14 protein-coding genes are annotated in these 18,098 nt (G+C 67.3%); 9 read left to right on the forward strand and 5 right to left on the reverse strand.

Annotation, left to right across the window (positions count from 1 at the left end; all coding sequences use genetic code 11):
* Positions 1 to 108: 108 nt before the first annotated feature.
* Positions 109 to 3,924 (forward strand): TM0106 family RecB-like putative nuclease, encoded by a 3,816-nt coding sequence (locus tag ACFQ50_RS18655; RefSeq protein WP_377997127.1) that lies wholly within the window; start codon positions 109 to 111, stop codon positions 3,922 to 3,924.
* Here the strand turns inward: ACFQ50_RS18655 and ACFQ50_RS18660 are convergent.
* Both ACFQ50_RS18660 and ACFQ50_RS18665 read right to left on the reverse strand, forming a co-directional pair.
* A complete protein-coding gene (locus ACFQ50_RS18660) occupies positions 3,917 to 4,219 on the reverse strand; it encodes an acylphosphatase (protein WP_377997128.1) in 303 nt (100 codons plus the stop codon). The two genes, ACFQ50_RS18655 and ACFQ50_RS18660, sit on opposite strands and share 8 nt — an antisense overlap.
* 159 nt (positions 4,220 to 4,378) lie before the next feature.
* Positions 4,379 to 5,233, reverse strand: a complete 855-nt coding sequence (locus ACFQ50_RS18665) for a glycosidase (RefSeq protein ID WP_377997129.1) — start codon at positions 5,231 to 5,233, stop codon at positions 4,379 to 4,381.
* Positions 5,234 to 5,489: 256 nt separating this feature from the next.
* Here ACFQ50_RS18665 and ACFQ50_RS18670 point away from each other — a divergent pair, with 256 nt between their 5' ends.
* Complete coding sequence (locus ACFQ50_RS18670; RefSeq protein ID WP_377997130.1) at positions 5,490 to 5,789, forward strand: hypothetical protein; 300 nt, start codon at positions 5,490 to 5,492, stop codon at positions 5,787 to 5,789.
* Positions 5,790 to 5,844: 55 nt separating this feature from the next.
* On the opposite strand, the gene ACFQ50_RS18675 is transcribed toward ACFQ50_RS18670, so the two are convergent.
* Entirely contained in the window at positions 5,845 to 6,129 is a 285-nt protein-coding gene (locus ACFQ50_RS18675) for a DUF2630 family protein (RefSeq protein WP_377997141.1), read from the reverse strand.
* A 313-nt stretch (positions 6,130 to 6,442) separates the two neighbouring features.
* Here ACFQ50_RS18675 and ACFQ50_RS18680 point away from each other — a divergent pair, with 313 nt between their 5' ends.
* The 3 genes from ACFQ50_RS18680 to ACFQ50_RS18690 all read left to right on the forward strand — a co-directional run bounded on the left by ACFQ50_RS18680 (position 6,443) and on the right by ACFQ50_RS18690 (position 8,976).
* Positions 6,443 to 7,336 (forward strand): glucose 1-dehydrogenase, encoded by an 894-nt coding sequence (locus ACFQ50_RS18680; RefSeq protein WP_377997131.1) that lies wholly within the window; start codon positions 6,443 to 6,445, stop codon positions 7,334 to 7,336.
* 227 nt (positions 7,337 to 7,563) lie between these two features.
* A complete protein-coding gene (locus ACFQ50_RS18685; RefSeq protein ID WP_377997132.1) occupies positions 7,564 to 8,538 on the forward strand; it encodes an aldo/keto reductase in 975 nt (324 codons plus the stop codon).
* A gap of 75 nt (positions 8,539 to 8,613) precedes the next feature.
* Positions 8,614 to 8,976, forward strand: a complete 363-nt coding sequence (locus ACFQ50_RS18690; protein WP_377997133.1) for a DUF6457 domain-containing protein — start codon at positions 8,614 to 8,616, stop codon at positions 8,974 to 8,976.
* A 72-nt stretch (positions 8,977 to 9,048) separates the two neighbouring features.
* On the opposite strand, the gene ACFQ50_RS18695 is transcribed toward ACFQ50_RS18690, so the two are convergent.
* Positions 9,049 to 11,352 (reverse strand): FdhF/YdeP family oxidoreductase, encoded by a 2,304-nt coding sequence (locus tag ACFQ50_RS18695; protein ID WP_377997134.1) that lies wholly within the window; start codon positions 11,350 to 11,352, stop codon positions 9,049 to 9,051.
* Between the two features lie 316 nt (positions 11,353 to 11,668).
* On the opposite strand from ACFQ50_RS18695, the gene ACFQ50_RS18700 reads away from it, so the two are divergent.
* Complete coding sequence (locus ACFQ50_RS18700) at positions 11,669 to 12,478, forward strand: CPBP family intramembrane glutamic endopeptidase (RefSeq protein WP_377997135.1); 810 nt, start codon at positions 11,669 to 11,671, stop codon at positions 12,476 to 12,478.
* Positions 12,479 to 12,570: 92 nt separating this feature from the next.
* The gene (locus tag ACFQ50_RS18705) at positions 12,571 to 13,194 is read left to right on the forward strand and encodes a hypothetical protein (protein ID WP_377997136.1); all 624 of its coding nucleotides are present in this window, start codon (positions 12,571 to 12,573) and stop codon (positions 13,192 to 13,194) included.
* Between the two features lie 3 nt (positions 13,195 to 13,197).
* Here ACFQ50_RS18705 and ACFQ50_RS18710 read toward each other — a convergent pair whose 3' ends face one another.
* Entirely contained in the window at positions 13,198 to 14,166 is a 969-nt protein-coding gene (locus tag ACFQ50_RS18710; RefSeq protein WP_377997142.1) for an adenosine deaminase, read from the reverse strand.
* 186 nt (positions 14,167 to 14,352) lie between these two features.
* Here ACFQ50_RS18710 and ACFQ50_RS18715 point away from each other — a divergent pair, with 186 nt between their 5' ends.
* The gene (locus ACFQ50_RS18715) at positions 14,353 to 17,055 is read left to right on the forward strand and encodes an ABC transporter (RefSeq protein ID WP_377997137.1); all 2,703 of its coding nucleotides are present in this window, start codon (positions 14,353 to 14,355) and stop codon (positions 17,053 to 17,055) included.
* Positions 17,056 to 17,260: 205 nt separating this feature from the next.
* On the forward strand, positions 17,261 to 17,938 hold the full coding sequence (locus tag ACFQ50_RS18720) for a transglycosylase family protein (RefSeq protein ID WP_377997138.1): 678 nt from the start codon (positions 17,261 to 17,263) through the stop codon (positions 17,936 to 17,938).
* Positions 17,939 to 18,098 lie beyond the last annotated feature (160 nt).

Below are 18,098 nucleotides of genomic sequence, written 5' to 3' on the forward strand. Positions count from 1 at the left end.
ATTGGCCCGGCTCCCGGCCGCTTCGGCGTGATTGTCATAGCCTCTTGCTAGATTCAAATCAGCGCACCGGGAACTGTCCCGGAGCGAGGCTGCCAATGGGGAGGCCCCATGTTCCTGCTCAACCCAACAACGCCGGGAGCACCAGCGGATCTGGTGTTCTCAGCCAGCGACCTCGTGGCCGCAAGTGAGTGCGAATACCGCACGCTCCGGATCCTGGACGAGAAGCTGGGACGCTCCCCAAAAGCCGATTTCCCGGCCGACGAGATGCAGGCCCGGGCAGGCAAGCTGGGCGACGTCCACGAGCACAAGGTACTCGCCGGCCTCATTCACGACTTCGGCCCGTGGGACGCGTCCCGGGGCACCGGGGTCTACTGCGTGGACCGCGGAACGACGGACCGCGCCGACCTGGCGGACAAGGCCAAGGAAACCGCAACCGCCCTCCGCACCGGAGCCGACATCGTCTTCCAGGCCACCTTCTTCGACGGCGAATTCCTCGGCTATGCGGACTTCCTGGTCCGGGAGGAGTCAGAGCTGCCCGGCACCGGCCTGACCGGCGGCCACCGTAGTGCCCGGCGGTATGCCGTCTGGGACACCAAGCTGGCGCGGCATGCCAAGGTGGGAGCACTGCTGCAGCTCGCCGCATATGGCGACCAGTTGATCGCCCTCGGGCTGGAGCCCGCCCCGCGCGTCACCCTGGTGCTCGGAAATATGGAGCGCAGCTCGCACTCACTGGACGATCTGCTGCCGGTATACCGCGAGCGCCGGGCCCGGTTCCGTGCGCTCATCACCGCGCACCGTAGCGGTGAGGCTCCGGTTGCGTGGCTACAGCCCGGAGTCAATTACTGCGGCAGGTGCGACTACTGCGCCGAGCAGGTGGCCCGGCACCGGGACCTGCTGATGGTGGCGGGCATGACCTCCGTCCAACGCAGGAAGCTTGTGGCGGATGGCGTCACCACCATCGATGCCCTCGCTGGACTGCCTCTGCATCTGGCCACGGGTTCGCGGCGGCGCCTGCGGGACCAAGCCAGGATGCAGACCGGGCTGGAAGCAGCCGACGGCTCACGTACCTTCATGAAGGAGGGCCAGCCGCACACGGTCACGTACAGGGTGTTGGCAGACAACGCGCTGGCTGGCATTCCAGCCCCGAGCGACGGCGACATCTTCTTCGACTTCGAAGGCGACCCGCTTTGGCAGGATCCCGCGGGCCAATGGGGCCTGGAGTACCTCTTCGGTGTGGTTGAGGCCCCGCTGCCCACTGACCCGCCGGGCCAGGAACCGGTCTTCCGGCCGTTCTGGGCTCACTCGCGAGCGGGCGAACGGCAGGCGTTCCTGGACTTCCTCGCCTACGTGGAGGAACGCCGGGCAAAGTATCCGGACATGCACGTCTACCACTACGCCCCCTACGAAAAGACGGCCCTGCGCAACCTTTCGCTGAGCCATGTGGCGGGCGAGGATGTGGTGGATTCGTGGCTGCGGGACGGGCTCCTCGTGGACCTCTACGCCACGGTCCGGCATTCACTCCGGATTTCCGAGGCCTCGTACTCCATCAAGAAGCTCGAGCCCCTGTACATGGGAGATAACCTGCGGTCCGGGGACGTCAAGGACGCCGGCGCTTCGGTGGTGGCGTACGCCGCCTACTGCGAGGCACGCGACGCTGGCCCCGAGACGCAGGCAGAGGCGGCTGCCATCCTCGCCTCCATTTCCGACTACAACCAGTACGACTGCCTTTCCACGCTCCGCCTCCGGGACTGGCTGCTGCAGTTGCGTGGTGGTTCGCCTGTGGCTCCTGGCGAGGCTGGCGCCTTGGCGGCGGCCGGAGTAGGGACCACGACTCCCGGCGGGGCGGCGGCGGGCTCCCAGCCGCCGTCGGACGCAGTTGCGGGCTCGGAACCTTCGCCGGAGGAAACAGGCCTGCGCGCCTTCCTCGACGCCATTCCGGAGCACCGCGAACTGACGGCCGATGAACAGGCGGTAGCCATGGTCGCGGCGGCCACCGGCTACCACCGCCGGGAGCGCAAACAGTTCTGGTGGGAGCACTTCGACCGCCTCGAGTCCGAGGTGGACAGGTGGCGGGACCAGCGCAACGTGTTCATCGTGGAAGCGGCCGAGGTGGTCTCGGACTGGGCGCCACCCACCTCCCGGGCCAGGACCGAGTCCCGCACTCTGCGGCTCACCGGGATCATGAGCGAGGGCTCGGAATTCAAGCCCGGTTCCAAGTGGTTCCGGATGTTCGAGGACCCCCTGCCCGACGGGCTCGGGGAGGTCGACGGCGGGCGGACACCGCGGCGCGCGCCAACAGTCCAGTCAGCTGGTGCGGGCACGGGCACGGGCGCGGCCAGGTCTTCGGCTGGCGCCGTTGCACCACCCAACGAAGCCACCATGCCGCCCTCACGCGACGGCATTTTCGGCACGCTCGTGGAAGCCGTGGAGGATCATCCCGACCAGCCCGGCCGGACCGTCATCACCATCACGGAAAAGTCCACGGGCAAGGTACCGCCTTATTTCCAGCTGCCGTTGGCGCTGACGGACGACCGCCCCATTGCCACCGTCAGCATCGAGGCTGCGCTGGCGGAACTGGCGCTGCTCGTCGGCTCCTCCCTGCCAGCACTTCCCAAGCATCCCGGGGTGGACATTCTCCGCCGGACGGCACCCCGGCTCGCCGGTCTCCCGCATCTGCCTGCAGTAGGCACGGACGAAGCGGGCCACGCCGACTACGTCTCTGCCATTGCCCGGGCGCTGGAACACCTGGACCGGTCCTACCTCGCTGTGCAGGGGCCTCCGGGAACCGGCAAGACGTTCGTCGGCTCCCACGTCGTTGCCCGTCTCGTGGAGGCCGGATGGAAGGTGGGCGTGGTCGCCCAGTCCCATGCCGTCGTCGAGAATATGCTCTGCACGGCGATTATGAAAGCCGGTGTGGACCCTGCCGTTGTAGCCAAGAGACTGGCGCAACCGCACGACGTTCCGTGGACCAGCGTCGCCGACGAGGACATCGCGCGGCTTCTGGACGCCGACGGCGGTTGCCTGGTCGGCGGAACCGCCTGGACCATGACAGGCAAATGCGTGCCGGCTGGTTCGCTGGATCTGCTGGTCATCGACGAGGCAGGGCAGTATTCGCTAGCCAACACGCTTGCCGTGGCCCGCTCTGCGAAGCGGCTCCTGCTGCTCGGTGACCCGCAGCAGCTTCCGCAGGTCACGCAGGGCTCCCACCCGGAGCCGGTCGACGAGTCGGCGCTAGGCTGGCTGTCCGCCGGGCATGCCACCCTGCCCGCCAAGCTGGGCTACTTCCTCGCCGATTCCTGGCGGATGCATCCCGAACTGTGCAGCAAGGTGTCGGTGCTCAGCTACGACGGCAGGCTGGAATCCGCGCCGGCAGCATCCCTGCGCCATCTCGACGGCGTGCCGCCGGGGGTGGGAACCGTTCTGCTGCCGCATGCCGGCAACACCACGAGTTCGGCCGAGGAGGCGGCAGCGATCGTCGGACTGGCGCGGGAGCATGTCGGGCTCAAGTGGACGCCGGGCAAGGACGAGCCGGTCCGGCGGCTGGAAGCCAAGGACATCCTGGTGGTGGCCGCGTACAACGCCCAGGTGCAGGCCATCCGGCACGCCCTGGACCAGGAGGGACTGTCCGCCGTGAGGGCCGGAACGGTGGACAAGTTCCAGGGCCAGGAGGCTCCCGTGGTGCTGGTGTCCATGGCGTGTTCGGCGATTGCGGAGGCACCGCGCGGGGCTGAGTTCCTGCTCAACCGCAACCGGATCAATGTGGCTGTATCGCGGGGCCAGTGGCGGGCCGTGATCGTCCGCTCCCCCGAACTCACCAACTACATGCCGTCACGACCGTTCGCGCTCGAGGAACTCGGGGCATTCCTGGGGCTCAGCCCGGGAGAACTCAGGCCGGGAGAACTCAGGCCTGATGATCTCAGCTGACGACCTGAAAGTCCCTGAATCCGCCTTCGGCCGGGGAGACCTTCTCGTCGACGTGCGACACCCTGCCCGGTGCACGGGATGAGCCGAGCCAGCGCCTGAATTCGACGATGTCGGGCTGTGGTCCCTCCGCGACGACGGCCACCGAACCGTCGTCGTCGTTCCTGACCGAACCGGTCAGGCCCAGCTCGTCGGCCTTGCGGGCGGTCCAGTACCGGAAGCCGACGCCCTGGACCGCTCCCGTAACGCGTGCGGTGAGGCGGACGCGGTCCGGGTCTGCTGCCTGCGAGTCAGTCATGGAACCAATGTAGCGCCGGCGGCCTTGGTCTCGACAGGCGCGACCAGCGGGGTGAGGCTCGACCGGCCGATGTCGGACCGGCCGATGTGGGACCGGCGGCCCGGGAACGGCGAAGCCCCGCTGCGGCAGGTGCAGCAGCGGGGCTTCGGCTGGACGGGATCAGTTGACGGTGATGTCCCGGGTCCGGTGGTCGTAGCGGATGGTGAGCTGGCCGCCGGAGTGGTGCAGTTCGTGGTTGGCACCATCGAACGCGCCAAATGCGCCGTAGTTCTCTTCCCAGGAACGGTTGAGGGCGATCTTGAAGTTGTAGTAGCCGGCCGGGATCTCAGCCGACAGCTTCCACAACTGGTCCAGCTCATCCAGCTTCATCTGCGCTTCGTCGTACTGCGGTGCCCAGTTCTCCGGGGCGCCCAGCAGGGTGTTGAAGTCGCCGGCCACGGCCACGGCGGCGGGCTGGTCGATGGTTGCCGCGGAGTTTTCGGCGTCGGCCTGTGCCTTCTTCAGGACCGCCTTAGCCACGGGAGCCACGGCGTCCTCGATCAGCTTGGCCGCCTTGTCGACGACCTTCGCTGCCTTGGACGGAGCCTTCTCGGTCTTTGCCGCGGCGGCCTTCGCGGGCGCCTTCTTGGCTGCCGGCTTGGCAGATGCGGCTACCGGAAGGGGCGTGTCGGCAGGGACCGGAGTTCCGGCGTCGAGCGCGGCCGAGAAGCTGGCTGCGTCCGGGAAAGCGACCGTTGCGCGCTGTCCGTCCTCGGTAATGGTCCAGCCGGAGCGTCCCTTGACCAGCCAGCCGGCCTTGACCAGCTTGGCCGTGGCGGTGGTCAGCGATTTGTGGCCGCGGGGAATGCCGCCGCTGAGGAGTTCAGCTTCGTAGGCGTTCAGCGGAACCCGGACCAGGGCTTCAGCCAGCACGACGCCGGCGTTCTGCGATTCACCCGACAACACCCCCTCTGCCAGAACGTCCAGCACGGCCTTAAGGCGGATGTTGGTGTTTTCGGCGGCAGTCTTGCGCATGGTTCCCCTTACAGAGCGATTGTTCCCACAGTAGTTTGCCAAGTGCTGGGCAAATCTGACGACTTTGTTTGGTAAACATTGTGTGTCGTGACCGACTATGACGGGGATTACACCAGAACTGAGCGGGAAGTCTCGGTTTTTTCGGCTCGCACAACCGCTTCCGCGCTCCACCTTCCCGCTCGCATGCCAGACCGTTTCCCGGTGGCGAAAATAGAAAGTAGGCTTACCACATAGAGCGAGGCACCAAACAGAAGGGATGAGTTCAGTGAGTGAACACAGCAGCAAAGCAGATGGCTTTATCGTTCCGGACCCTTCGAAGCTCCGGGACGACGTTCCCGGCGACGCCGGTGATGACGCCAACGCCATCCGCTTCAGCGAGGAGCAGGCCCTCATCGAGGAGCAGTCGCACGGCATCCGCCCGGAGCGCTACAGCGTCCCCTCCGGCGGGCCAACCATGGAGGAAGCCCGCGGCAACATGGACCTCTCCGACGACACCGGCGACGCGGCGTCCGCGGACAGCAGCGACGACGGACTGCACAGCGGGCAGGAACAGTAACCATCAACCCGCAAGGGCGGCTGCCGGCGGCGGCCGCCCGTGCGGATGGCCCTTCTTACTGGACGTACCCCTCCACCTCATTGACGGGGCGGGCATCCGCCTCGTTGGGATCGTCGCCGGCCTTCACCTTTGCCCGCCGCTGGCGCAGCAAGTCCCAGCACTGGTCCAACGCCTCTTCCACCTGCCGCAGCCTGGCGCGGCGTTCGCTCCGACCGTCATCATCCTCGCCGGATCCGTTCTCACCGGAGCCACCGGCCGGGACCGAAGCCGCGGGCTCACGCAGCTGGTGCTCTTCGTCAACCAGCGCCTGGATGCGTTGCAGAATGTCCTGGTTGTCCATCGCCTTCACTCCCTGGTACCGCCTGCCGGATTCACTCTTGGGGACCGCCGCTGGCGACTGCTCGCGGCGGGGTTGGACTGCCAGCCTAATCATGTGATGCAGTCCAGGAAAGGGGCAGCCACTGGCGGTCGCATGCAGTACCCAGACCGCTCCTCCGCTGCCCGATTTTGCGGCACCACTGGCGGCACCGCCGTCGTCTCATTAGGGTAGACGGTAAGCATGCTTAGCATTACCGCCATGCCAGCACCGCCCGGAGCAAGTTGATCCTGTCCGCGTTCAATACCACCGTTCAACACCGCCACGGAGGAGAACCATGACCGACCAGTACACCTTCAAAAATCCTGTCACCGCCTACGAGCACATCTCGCCGCCCAAGCAGCACCAGCCCGAGCCCGGCCTGGACGCCAAGCTTGAACCCAAAGCGGATCTGGGCGAGGACAGCTACCGCGGCACCGGCCGTCTCGACGGCAGAAAGGCGATCGTCACAGGCGCAGACTCGGGCATCGGCGCAGCGACGGCGATCGCCTTCGCCCGGGAAGGGGCCGACGTCGTACTCTCGTATCTTCCCGAGGAGGAAGAAGACGCGGCGAAGATCGCGAACCTGATCGAAAAGGCCGGCCGCAAAGCCGTGAAGGTGCCCGGCGACCTCAAGGATGCCGCCACGTGCCAGAAACTGGTGGACACCGCACTGCAGGAACTGGGCGGGCTGGACCTCCTGGTGAACAACGCCGGCAAGCAGGTGGCGCAGGAGGACATCGGCGACATCACCGACGAGCAGTTCGACCACACGCAGAAGACCAACGTCTACGCCATGTTCTGGCTCACCCGGGCCGCGGTACCGCACCTCCCCGCCGGCTCCACGATCATCAACACGACCTCGATCCAGGCCTACAACCCGTCGCCGACACTTGTTGACTACGCCACCACGAAGGCGAGCATCAACAACTTCACCAAGGGGCTGGCCCAGCAGCTGGCGCCGAAGGGCATCCGCGTGAACGCCGTGGCTCCCGGCCCGATCTGGACGCCCCTGCAGGTCAGCAGCGGACAGCCCAAGGAAGCCCTCCCCGAGTTTGGCAAGGACACACCGCTGGGCCGGGCCGGACAGCCTGCCGAACTCGCCCCGGCGTATGTGTTCCTGGCCTCGGCGGAATCGAGCTTCGTGGTGGGCGAGACCCTGAACGTCAACGGCGGCAGCCCCACGCCGTAGGTGTTTGTCCCCCCGCGCCGCCGTGTGCCTTGGATAGCGCATTTCTGCACCACTTCAGGAAGCAGCCCCGCCGCCAGCCGCCGGGAAAACCGCGTCAGCATGCGGCAGAGCCGGGGCGGGGGTCTTTCGGCGCCCCGAAAGTGGAGCAAAAATGCTGCTAACCGACTTATAGTGGCGACTACACGCACCCCCTGAGCCACTCCCGCAACCTAACTGAGGAGAGCCCCATGGAATCCCGCACACTAGGCACACTTTCGGTCTCCAGCCTCGGCCTCGGCTGCATGGGCATGAGCGAGTTCTACGGAACCGGCGATGACAGCGAGTCCGTCGCCACGATCCATGCCTTCCTGGACGCCGGCGGAACCCTGCTGGACACCGCGGACATGTACGGCCCGTTCACGAACGAGTTGCTGGTGGGCAGGGCCATCTCCGGCCGGCGCGAAGATGTGGTCCTGGCCACGAAGTTCGGCAACGAGCGGCGCGAGGACGGTTCCTGGGTGGGCATCAACGGCCACCCTGAGTACGTCCGCTCCGCCTGCGACGCCAGCCTGCAGCGTCTCGGCGTGGACCACATCGACCTCTACTACCAGCACCGCGTGGACAAGACTGTCCCCATCGAGGACACCGTCGGAGCCATGGCGGAGCTCGTCGAGGCCGGCAAAGTCCGTCATCTGGGACTGTCCGAAGCCAGCGCTGAAACGATCCGCCGGGCGCACTCCGTCCATCCGATAGCCGCACTGCAGACCGAGTATTCGCTCTGGGAGCGGGAGCCGGAGACGAAGGTTTTCCCCGTGCTGGCAGAACTGGGAATCGGATTCGTGCCCTACAGCCCCCTTGGCCGGGGCTTCCTCACCGGCCAGCTTCGCAGCCCAGACGACTTTGCAGCAGATGACTTCCGGCGCCAGTCTCCCCGATTCCAGGGCGAAAACTTCACCCGAAACCTGCAGCTTGTGGACAGGGTCAAGGAACTCGCAGATGAGAAACAGTGCAGCCCGGCGCAGCTGGCCCTGGCCTGGCTGCTGGCGCAGGGAGAGCACATCGTGCCCATTCCCGGAACCAAGAAGCGCGAACGCCTGGCCGAGAACCTGGGCGCGGCCGCCGTCGAGCTTTCAGCCGGGGACCTCGCCCGCCTTGATGAACTTGCCCCGGCCGGCGCTGCCTCGGGGGCCCGCTACCCGCACATGACCTCGATAGATACCTAACATCCCGCCCCGGCGCGTCCGCCGGAAGCGTCGGCACCAACCGGCACCAGAGATGAGCAATCGAAAGGAAGTCCAATGACGGGCATTACAGAAGGCGACGGCGGCTCCGCCTCCTCCAGGGAGGCCGGCACCGGCGCCGCAGACCAGGACCTCGCCCACTGGAGCCAGCGGCTCACCCAGGCGCTGCAGATCCTTGACCTCAAGGTGGACCAGCAGCTGGTGGCGCGCCTCGCCGACGAGTCGTCCCGTGCGGTGAACGGGCAGGCCGGTCCGGTCACCGCACTGCTGGTTGGCTACGCAGCAGGGCTCCGGGCACACGGCAGCAGCGCGTCGCCACTGGAGGCGGTGCAATCGGCGGCCGACGTCGCCCTGCGGCTCTGCGAGCACGGCCCCGAAGGCGGCCCCGACAGCGAGGGCTGGTCAAGCACCGCCCAGTAGGAGTCTGGCTCCCGGGCGGGAGCCACTGCAGGGCGCGCTTCAGGGCGCCCTGCTTTGGGGAAAACCCCGGCGCTACACGGTCTCCGCGCTGGGCTCCAACCGCACGAGCACAGCCTTGGACGCCGGCGTGTTGCTTCCCTCCGCGACGCTGTCCAGCGGCACCAGGACATTGGCCTCCGGGTAGTACGTGGCCGCGCAGCCGGTCGCCGTCGGATACGAAACGACGCGCAGCTTCCTCATCACCCGCTCCACGTTGTCCCCGTAGACACCATGGATATCCACGAACTGGCCGTCGCTGAGGCCCAGTTCGGCGATGTCCTCAGGGCTGACGAACACCACGTCCCGGCCCTTTTTGATGCCGCGGTAACGGTCGTTGTGCCCGTAGATCGTGGTGTTGAACTGGTCGTGCGAGCGGACGGACTGCAGGATCAGCGTGCCGGCCGGACGCTCGATGCCCTCCAGGTGGTTCACCGTCAGCATGGCCTTGCCGGTGGGCGTGGGGAAGGTCCGCGAATCCCGCGGGCCGTTGGGCAGGACGAAGCCGCCTTCCTGCCTGATCTTGTCGTTGTAGTTCTCGCAGCCTGCCACCACGTGGGAAATGTGCTCGCGGATGAGGTCGTAGTTCTTCTCGAATCCGGCCCAGTCCGCGCTGGACTTCCCCGTCACCGTCTCGCGCGCTATCCGGCAAACGATCGCCACCTCGGACAGCAGGTTCGGCGCCACGGGCTCCACCCTCCCCGCCGACGGGTGAACGGCGCAAACAGTGTCCTCTACGGAGACGAACTGGGGACCCGACTCCTGCAGGTCGATTTCCGTGCGCCCCATGGTGGGCAGGATCAGGGCTTCCCTGCCCGTCACCGTGTGCGAGCGGTTCAGTTTCGTGGAGATTTGAACGGTGAGGTCGGTGTTCTCCATAGCCGCTTCGGCGGCATGCGTGTCCGAGATGGCGGCCACCAGGTTTCCGCCCAGTGCCACGAAAACATTGATCCCGCCGTCGCGCATTCTGCGGATGGTTTCCACGGCGTCAGCACCGTGCTCGCGCGGCGGGTCGAAGCTGAACTCCTTGCCGAGCGCGGCGAGGAACGCTGGCGGCATCTGCTCCCAGATGCCCATGGTCCGGTCCCCCTGCACGTTGCTGTGCCCGCGGATCGGCGAGGCGCCGGCGCCGGGTTTGCCGATGTTTCCGCGCAGCAGGAGAAGGTTGATGATCTCCTTGATGGTGGCCACACCCTTCTTGTGTTGGGTGATGCCCATGGCCCACGTGATGATGACGCGGTCCGCCTTCAGGTACCGGGCCGCCAGCTCGTCGATTTCGTCGGCGCGGAGCCCGGTGGCGGCCAGGACGGCCTCGTCATCCAGCCCGTCGAGGTGCGCCCGCAGTTCGTCAAGGCCTTCGCAGTGCTCTGCCAGGAACGAGTGGTCCAGCACGGTCCCCGGATTCTTCGCCTCGGCGTCGAGGACCCGCTTCGAAATGGCCTGCAGCAGCGCCATGTCCCCGCCCACCCGGATCTGCAGGAACTGGTCCGCCAGGTCGGTGCCGTGGCCAATGATGCCCTTGACCTTTTGCGGGTTTTTGTACCGCAGCAGCCCGGCCTCAGGCAGCGGATTGACGGCCACAATCTCCGCGCCGGCCTCCTTGGCCTCCTCCAGCGCTGTGAGCATGCGCGGGTGGTTGGTGCCCGGGTTCTGCCCCATGATGATGATGAGCTGCGCCTTGGCGAAGTCATCGTAGCTGATGGTGGCTTTGCCGATGCCGATGGTCTGGCCCATCGCCCAGCCGGACGATTCGTGGCACATGTTTGAGCAGTCCGGCAGGTTGTTGGTGCCGAAGGCCCGCACGAACAGCTGGTAGATGAAGGCGGCCTCGTTCGACGTCCGGCCGCTCGTGTAGAAGGCGGCCTCATCCGGATTTGCGAGCCCGTTCAGCTTCCGCCCCAGAATTCCGAAAGCTTCGTCCCAGCTCACGGGCCGGTAATGGTCCTCCCCGGCCGGCTTGTAGACCGGCTCCGTCAGGCGGCCCTGCATTCCGAGCCAGTACTCGGTTCTTTGGCGCAGCTCGCTGACCGGGTGCTCCGCCCAGAAGTTCGATTCAATCACCACCGGCGTGGCTTCCCAGGTGACGGCCTTGGCGCCGTTTTCGCAGAACTCAAAGGTCTTCCGGTGGTCCGGGTCCGGCCAGGCGCAGCTCATGCAGTCAAAGCCGTGCTTCTGGTTCATGGCCAGCAGCGTCTTCTCTGTCCTGCCCAGGCCCATATGCTGGATGGCTGGCTGCATCGAGTGCAGGACGCCCGGGATGCCGGCGGCCCATTCCTTCGGTTTACCTACCTCGAGGCCCTTCTCGTCGGCCTCTTCAACGTCTGGGTTCTTGCGCGGCATGCTGCACACTCCTTGACTCGGCATCGTCCGGGTACTGCTGTCCGCGGCACCAACGCCGCAGGTTTGCCTCCCTCACAGGACTAGCAGTTATGGCAGGTGCCTGCAAGCATTCGGCCCGGCGGCGCCCGGTTCGGCCCGCCGGAGCCCGGCGGTCCGCTGGCCCGGCGGTCCGCGAGCCCGGTTCGGCCCGGTGGAGCCCGGCGGAACCCCGTGGAGCCCGGATGCAGCACTGCAACGGCTGCTGGCGCACCGGAGCAACAGGGGCGGACAATGGGAGCACCTGCAGCGACCGTTTGGAGCCGCAATGCGCCGTTCAATGGACTGGCTAAAACACCACAGGCTTACGGCTTTCTTTGTCCTGGCCTACGCAATTTCCTGGGCCTCGTGGCCGTTCTTCGCGGCCGGGCTGATGCCGCGGATGGAGTTCCTGTCAGTGGGTCCGCTTGCCGCGGCGGTCATCGTCATAGCCCTGGCGGAGGGGCGCGCCGGGTTCCGCGCCTGGGGACGGCGGCTGATCCGGTGGCGCGTCGGATGGATCTGGTACGCCGTGGCTCTCCTCCTTCCCGCGGCCCTGGTCCTGGTCACCGGATTCATCACCATGGCACTCGGCGCCGCCGCCCCGGGCCTCGAACGGCTGACGTGGGGCGGATTGATGACCGTGTTCGCCGTCCGGCTGGTGAACCCGCTGGACGGGGCACTCGGTGAAGAACCCGGCTTCCGCGGCTACGCCCTCCCGCTGCTCCAGGCATCGCGCCCGCCGCTGCTGTCCGCGGCGGTCTTGGGCGCGCTGGTGACGCTGTGGCACCTGCCGCTGGTCCTCTTCAGCGGCCTAAGCGCGATCGGACTGCCGACGACGTTCGCCATCACGTTCCTCTACGTCTGGCTTTTCAACCGCACCGGCGGCAGCGTCCTGCTGACGCTTCTGTTCCACAACAGCCAGGGCACCTTCACCGTCGGGTCCTTCGGCTTCACCGCCACCGACGCAGGGAGAGCGGAGCTGATCTATTTCCTGGCCGTCGTCCTCGCGGTGCTTGCCACCGTGGTCCTGGACCGCCGGGCCTGGCGCAGGGCACCCCGCTCGGCCACCGCCGTCGGCCGTTTCTCCCTAAGGATGCGCCCCCTGTGAAGAACGACGGCGAGTGGCTGGCGCCGGGCGAACGGCGCCAATCGCTCCCGCTCAGGAACTGACAGCATCACCATCCAAGTCAGGAGGAAACAATGTCCTCACCGCTAGCCAGGGCCGCCGGTCCCATCGCCCTGGTGTCCGGCCTCGTCTTCGCCGCAGTCGACTTGGCCCGCCTGCTCGCTGCCGACCGGGGCCTGGACCGGATCGAGATGATGAGGCAGACGCCCTTCCAGGTCACGAACGCCCTCTACTGGGTGGTCTTCATCGGGCTCACGCTCGCGCTGGTCTCCGTCTACTTCCGGTTCGGCGGCCGGACCGGCGGACGGGGCGCTGTCGGCTTCTGCTTCGCACTGGTGGGCACCCTGGACATGGCCGGCAACATGTGGTTCGACGGCTTCGCCGGCCCCTGGATCGCCGACGTCGCCCCCGGCGCGATCCTCGCGGGCGGGTCCGGGATGCTGGTCGTCGGAGCGCTCTCCAGCTACGTGCTTTTCGCCCTGGGCTGGATGGTCTTCGGCTTCACCGGCTGGCGCTCGCGCACGTTCCCCGCGTGGATCGGTTGGGCGTTCGTCGTCGCCGGATTCCTCGGCTACAACGCCGGCCTGCCGCCCTACGGGATTCCCATCGGGCTGGTTATGGCAGCGCTGGGATGGTGGATCATCCGGACGGGCGCGCCAGTCGTTTCCAGCCCGCCGGCCGCCCCATCCGAAGGTTAGAACCTAGCCCGACAGCTCGGCCAGCAGCTCGTGCTTCCGCTCCTCGCTGGCGAAGGAGGACCTGATGGAGTTCGCGGCGAGCCGGACGCGGTCGAACTCGGACAGCCCCAGGACCGACTCAAGCTGGGCAAAGTTGGTGTCCACGTAGCCACCGAAATACGCCGGATCATCCGAGTTCACGCTGACGTTGAGCCCGGCGGCAAGCATCGCCGGCAGCGGGTGCGCAGCCAGCATGTCCACGGCGCGGAGCCGGACGTTCGACAGCGGACACACCGTCAGCGGCACGCGGTCATTGACCAGCCGCTCCACGAGCTCGGGATCCTCCATGCACCGGATCCCGTGGTCGATCCGCTCCACGCCCAGCACGTCCAGCGCCTCCACGATGTACGACGGCGGTCCCTCCTCCCCCGCGTGCGCAATCCTTCGCAGGCCTGCTTCGCCCGCCCGGGCAAAGAGCCGCGTGAATTTCGACGGCGGGTTGCCCACCTCTGCGGAATCCAGGCCGATTCCGGCGATCGGTGCGTTCATTGCCAGGAGACCCGCCAGGACCTCAAGCGCCGAGTCCTCGGACAGGTCGCGCAGGAAGGCGGCGATCAGCAGCGTGGAAATCCCGAACTCCTCCTCGGAGGTGGCGAGCACCGAGGCCACACCGTTGAGGCACGTCTCCAGGGCGACACCCCGCGAGAGGTGCGCCTGCGGATCCATCATGATTTCCGCGTGCCTCACCCCGGCCGCTGAGGCCCGTGCCAGGTAGGCCCGGGTCATGTCCGCGAAATCCTGCTCGGTCCGCAGCACTGCCATGTTGGCGTAGTAGAGGTCGAGGAAGGACTGCAGATCGGTGAACTCGTAACGGCTCCGCAGCTCGTCCAGGTTCGCGTACGGCAGCTCGATCCCGTTCCGGTCAGCGAGCGCAAAGATCAGTTCCGGCTCCAGCGTCCCCTCAATGTGGAGGTGGAGCTCCGCCAACGGCATCGGCGACGGGGCCGCCACCAGCTCCTCTTCGCCTGTTGGCGCGGTTTCTTGTGTTGGCCCAGTTTCTTCTGTTGGCCCGGATTGACGCGGAAGAGCCGTGGGATCGATAGGTTCGGCGGCGGCATCGTAAGTGTTCACCCCGACAGAATAGTCCCCGGACCGGCCATGACCGCTAGAGTCGAACAGATGCGGACTGAAGAGTATGCTGCCCCGTTGGCCCATCCGGATCCTGGCCTGGCAGACGGCCCCCTCGCCGGCCATGCCATTGGCGGCCACCATTCTGCAGACGGTTTCGTCCGGGTGCGCGGCGCCCGCGAGAACAACCTTCGCAATGTGGACGTGGCCGTCCCGCGCGACGCGATCGTCGCCTTCACCGGCGTCTCGGGATCGGGCAAGTCCTCGCTCGCGTTCGGCACGATCTACGCCGAAGCCCAGCGCCGGTACTTCGAATCCGTAGCGCCCTACGCCCGCCGCCTCATCCAGCAGGGCCACAATCCCAAGGTGGAGATGATCACAGGGCTGCCTCCCGCCGTCGCGCTTCAACAGCGCCGCGGCACACCGAGCAGCCGTTCCACGGTGGGGACGGTGACCACGCTGTCCAACTCCCTCCGGATGCTGTTCTCCCGGGCCGGCAGCTACCCGGCCGGTGCCGGCCCGCTGGACTCGGACGCTTTCTCGCCCAACACGGCCGCCGGAGCGTGCCCCGAATGCCACGGCCTCGGCGTTGCACACACCGTCACCGAAGCCTCTCTGGTCCCCGATCCTTCCCTGAGCATCCGGGAGGGAGCCATTGCCGCGTGGCCGACGGCATGGCAGGGCAAGAACCTGCGCGACATCCTCACGCACCTGGGCTACGACGTCGACGCCCCCTGGCAGAAGCTGCCCCGGAAGGACCGCGACTGGATCCTTTTCACCGAGGAACAGCCGGTGGTGGAAATCACCCCTCAGCGCGACCGGGTGGCCAAGCCGTACAAGGGCAAGTTCTGGAGCGCCAAAAGCCACGTGCTGCACACGCTGGCAGATTCAAAGAGCAACACCATGCGCGAACGGGTGCTCCGCTTCATGGAGACCGGCCCCTGCCGGCGGTGCAGCGGGAGCGGGCTCACGCCCGAGGCCCTGGCCGTAACTTTCGCGGGCATGACCATCGCCGAACTCAACGCAGTGCCGATGGCCGAACTGGCGGACATCATCCGGCCGACGACCGAGCTGAAGGACGCCGGAACCGCCTCCCGCAAGCTGTCCTCAGGCGAAGGCAACGAGGTGGCGGTCGCCATCACGCGCGACCTCCTCCAGCGGATCACGGTCCTGCTGGATCTGGGGCTTGGCTACCTCGCCCTGGGCCGGTCGACGCCCACCCTCTCCCCGGGCGAGATGCAGCGCCTCCGGATCGCCACCCAGCTGCGCTCGGGGCTGTTCGGCGTGGTCTATGTTCTGGACGAACCCTCCGCCGGCCTGCACCCCGCCGACGCCGAACCACTCCTGGCGGTGCTGGGGCAGCTCAAGTCTTCGGGCAACTCCGTGTTCGTGGTGGAGCACAACATGGACATCGTGCGGCAGGCCGACTGGCTGGTGGACGTGGGGCCGAGGGCAGGCGAAGGCGGTGGCGAAGTGCTCTACAGCGGCCCGGTTTCCGGTCTCGCCGCCGTGGAGGCTTCCGTCACGCGCCCGTTCCTCGTGCTGGATAATTCGGCCGCCGGCACGCCCGGCGCCGGCTCGCCTGGCGGCAGTGAGCCGGGCAGCACCCGTACCGGCCGCCGTCGGGAGCCTGGTGCTTGGCTGGAACTGAACGGCATCACACGCCACAACCTCCGTAGCCTCGACGCGTCCTTCCCTTTGCAGGTCCTGACGGCGGTCACCGGCGTCTCCGGCTCGGGCAAGTCGACGCTGGTCAGCCACGTCCTGGCGGAGGTGGTCGGATCCGAACTGCACGGCGACGCGGGCACTGACCGCGCGGGCGCGGGCGGCCCGGATTCCGCAGGCACCGCAGGCACCGCAGGCACCGACGAGGACCAGCCCGGGAACGCCGGCGATCCCGCAACCCCACTTGAGGTCGGAACCGTGACCGGCCTGCACCACGTTGACCGGCTGGTGACGGTGGACCAGAAACCGATCGGCCGCACGCCACGGTCCAACCTTGCCACCTACACTGGACTCTTCGACGCCGTGCGCAAGGAGTTCGCCGCCACGGACGAAGCCCGGGCGCGCGGCTACGGTGCCGGACGCTTCTCTTTCAACGTGGCTGGCGGGCGCTGCGAGACCTGCCAGGGCGAGGGATTCGTGGCCGTCGAACTGCTCTTCCTGCCCGGCAGCTACGGCCCGTGCCCGGAATGCGACGGTTCCCGCTACAACCCCGAAACCCTTGAGATCACCTACCAGGGCAAAAACGTGGCCGACGTCCTGGCCATGACCGTGGACGCAGCCGCCGAATTCCTGCAGGGCGTCCCATCAGCAGCCCGCAGCCTGCAGACGCTGCAGGAGGTTGGGCTGGGCTACCTGCGGCTCGGACAGCCAGCCACCGAGCTGTCCGGCGGCGAAGCCCAGCGCATCAAGCTCGCCACCGAGCTGCAGCGGGCACGCCGCGGCCACACGCTCTATCTGCTGGACGAACCCACCACAGGGCTCCATCCGGCCGACGTCCGGCTCCTCATGGCCCAGCTGCACCGCCTCGTGGACGCGGGAAACACGGTGGTTGTGGTGGAACACGAAATGGATGTGGTGGCAGAAGCGGACTGGGTGATCGACCTCGGACCGGCCGGCGGGGACGCGGGCGGCAAGATCGTTGCCTCCGGAACGCCCGCCACAGTGGCCGGTTCACCAGGCAGCCGGACGGCGCAGTACCTGGCTTCTGCACTCGGTCGAAAGGCACCTGAACCGCTTGACTGTCAATAATGATCTCGATTTGATAACGGCGCGCGACACCTTTAGGGTGGGACACATGCCCGCGCGACGCGGGCCCATGAATGCCAGGTGCCGCCTCCACCAGTTACTGCCCGGCCGGCGGACACCGAAATGACCTCTAGTTCGTCAGGGGCGGGCAGTAGCGCGAAAACGTCCGGGGACGGACCGAGCGCGGGTGGCCTCAGGAGCATCCCAAATGAACAAGTCCACTCTCAGCACTGCCGCGCGCCGTGGAGTCACCCTGGCCGCCGTTTCCGCCGCAACCCTGGCTCTCTCCGCCACTGCCGCCAACGCTGCAACGCCCGCCGCAACGAGCGCCTCCACCTGGGACTCCCTCGCCCAGTGCGAGAGCGGCGGCAACTGGTCCACGAACACCGGCAACGGCTTCTCCGGCGGCCTGCAGTTCACCCCGCAAACCTGGGCCGCCTACGGCGGAACCGGCTCGCCCCAGAACGCTTCCCGCGCCCAGCAGATCGCCGTGGCCGAGAAAGTCCAGGCCAGCCAGGGCTGGGGCGCATGGCCCGCCTGCTCCGCCAAGCTCGGCCTGAATGGTGGCGGTGGCGCTCCTGCACCGCAGATCCTGCCGCAGAGCGCGCCCGTTCAGGCCGCACCCGTCCAGGCCCCGGTTCAGACAGCACCCGTCGCCCAGGTACCCGTAGCCGAAGTAGCGCAGGCGCCCGTCCAGGCCCGTCACGCTGCCGCCATCGCGGTGAGCGGCCAGACCTACACCGTCCAGGACGGCGACACCCTCAGCAAGATCGCCGACAAGCTCGGCATCCAGGGCGGCTGGCAGCACCTCGCCGACGCCAACGCTGACACCATCAGCAACCCGAACCTCGTGTTCGTGGGCCAGGTTCTGCAGCTCCCTGCATAACCTGCCTGGTCAGGCCGCCTGGCGGCGCTGCACTAAAGCTCGACGCCGGGCGGTCCCCTTTCGGAGGCCGCCCGGCGTTGTTGTGTCTGGCGGTCTTGCGTCCGGCGTTTTGCGCCGGTCTCCAGAAACTACGACGCCGGGCGCCCCCTGAGTGGGGACG

It is taken from the genome of Arthrobacter sp. NPDC056493 (genome assembly GCF_042795115.1).
Lineage (GTDB): Bacteria > Actinomycetota > Actinomycetes > Actinomycetales > Micrococcaceae > Arthrobacter.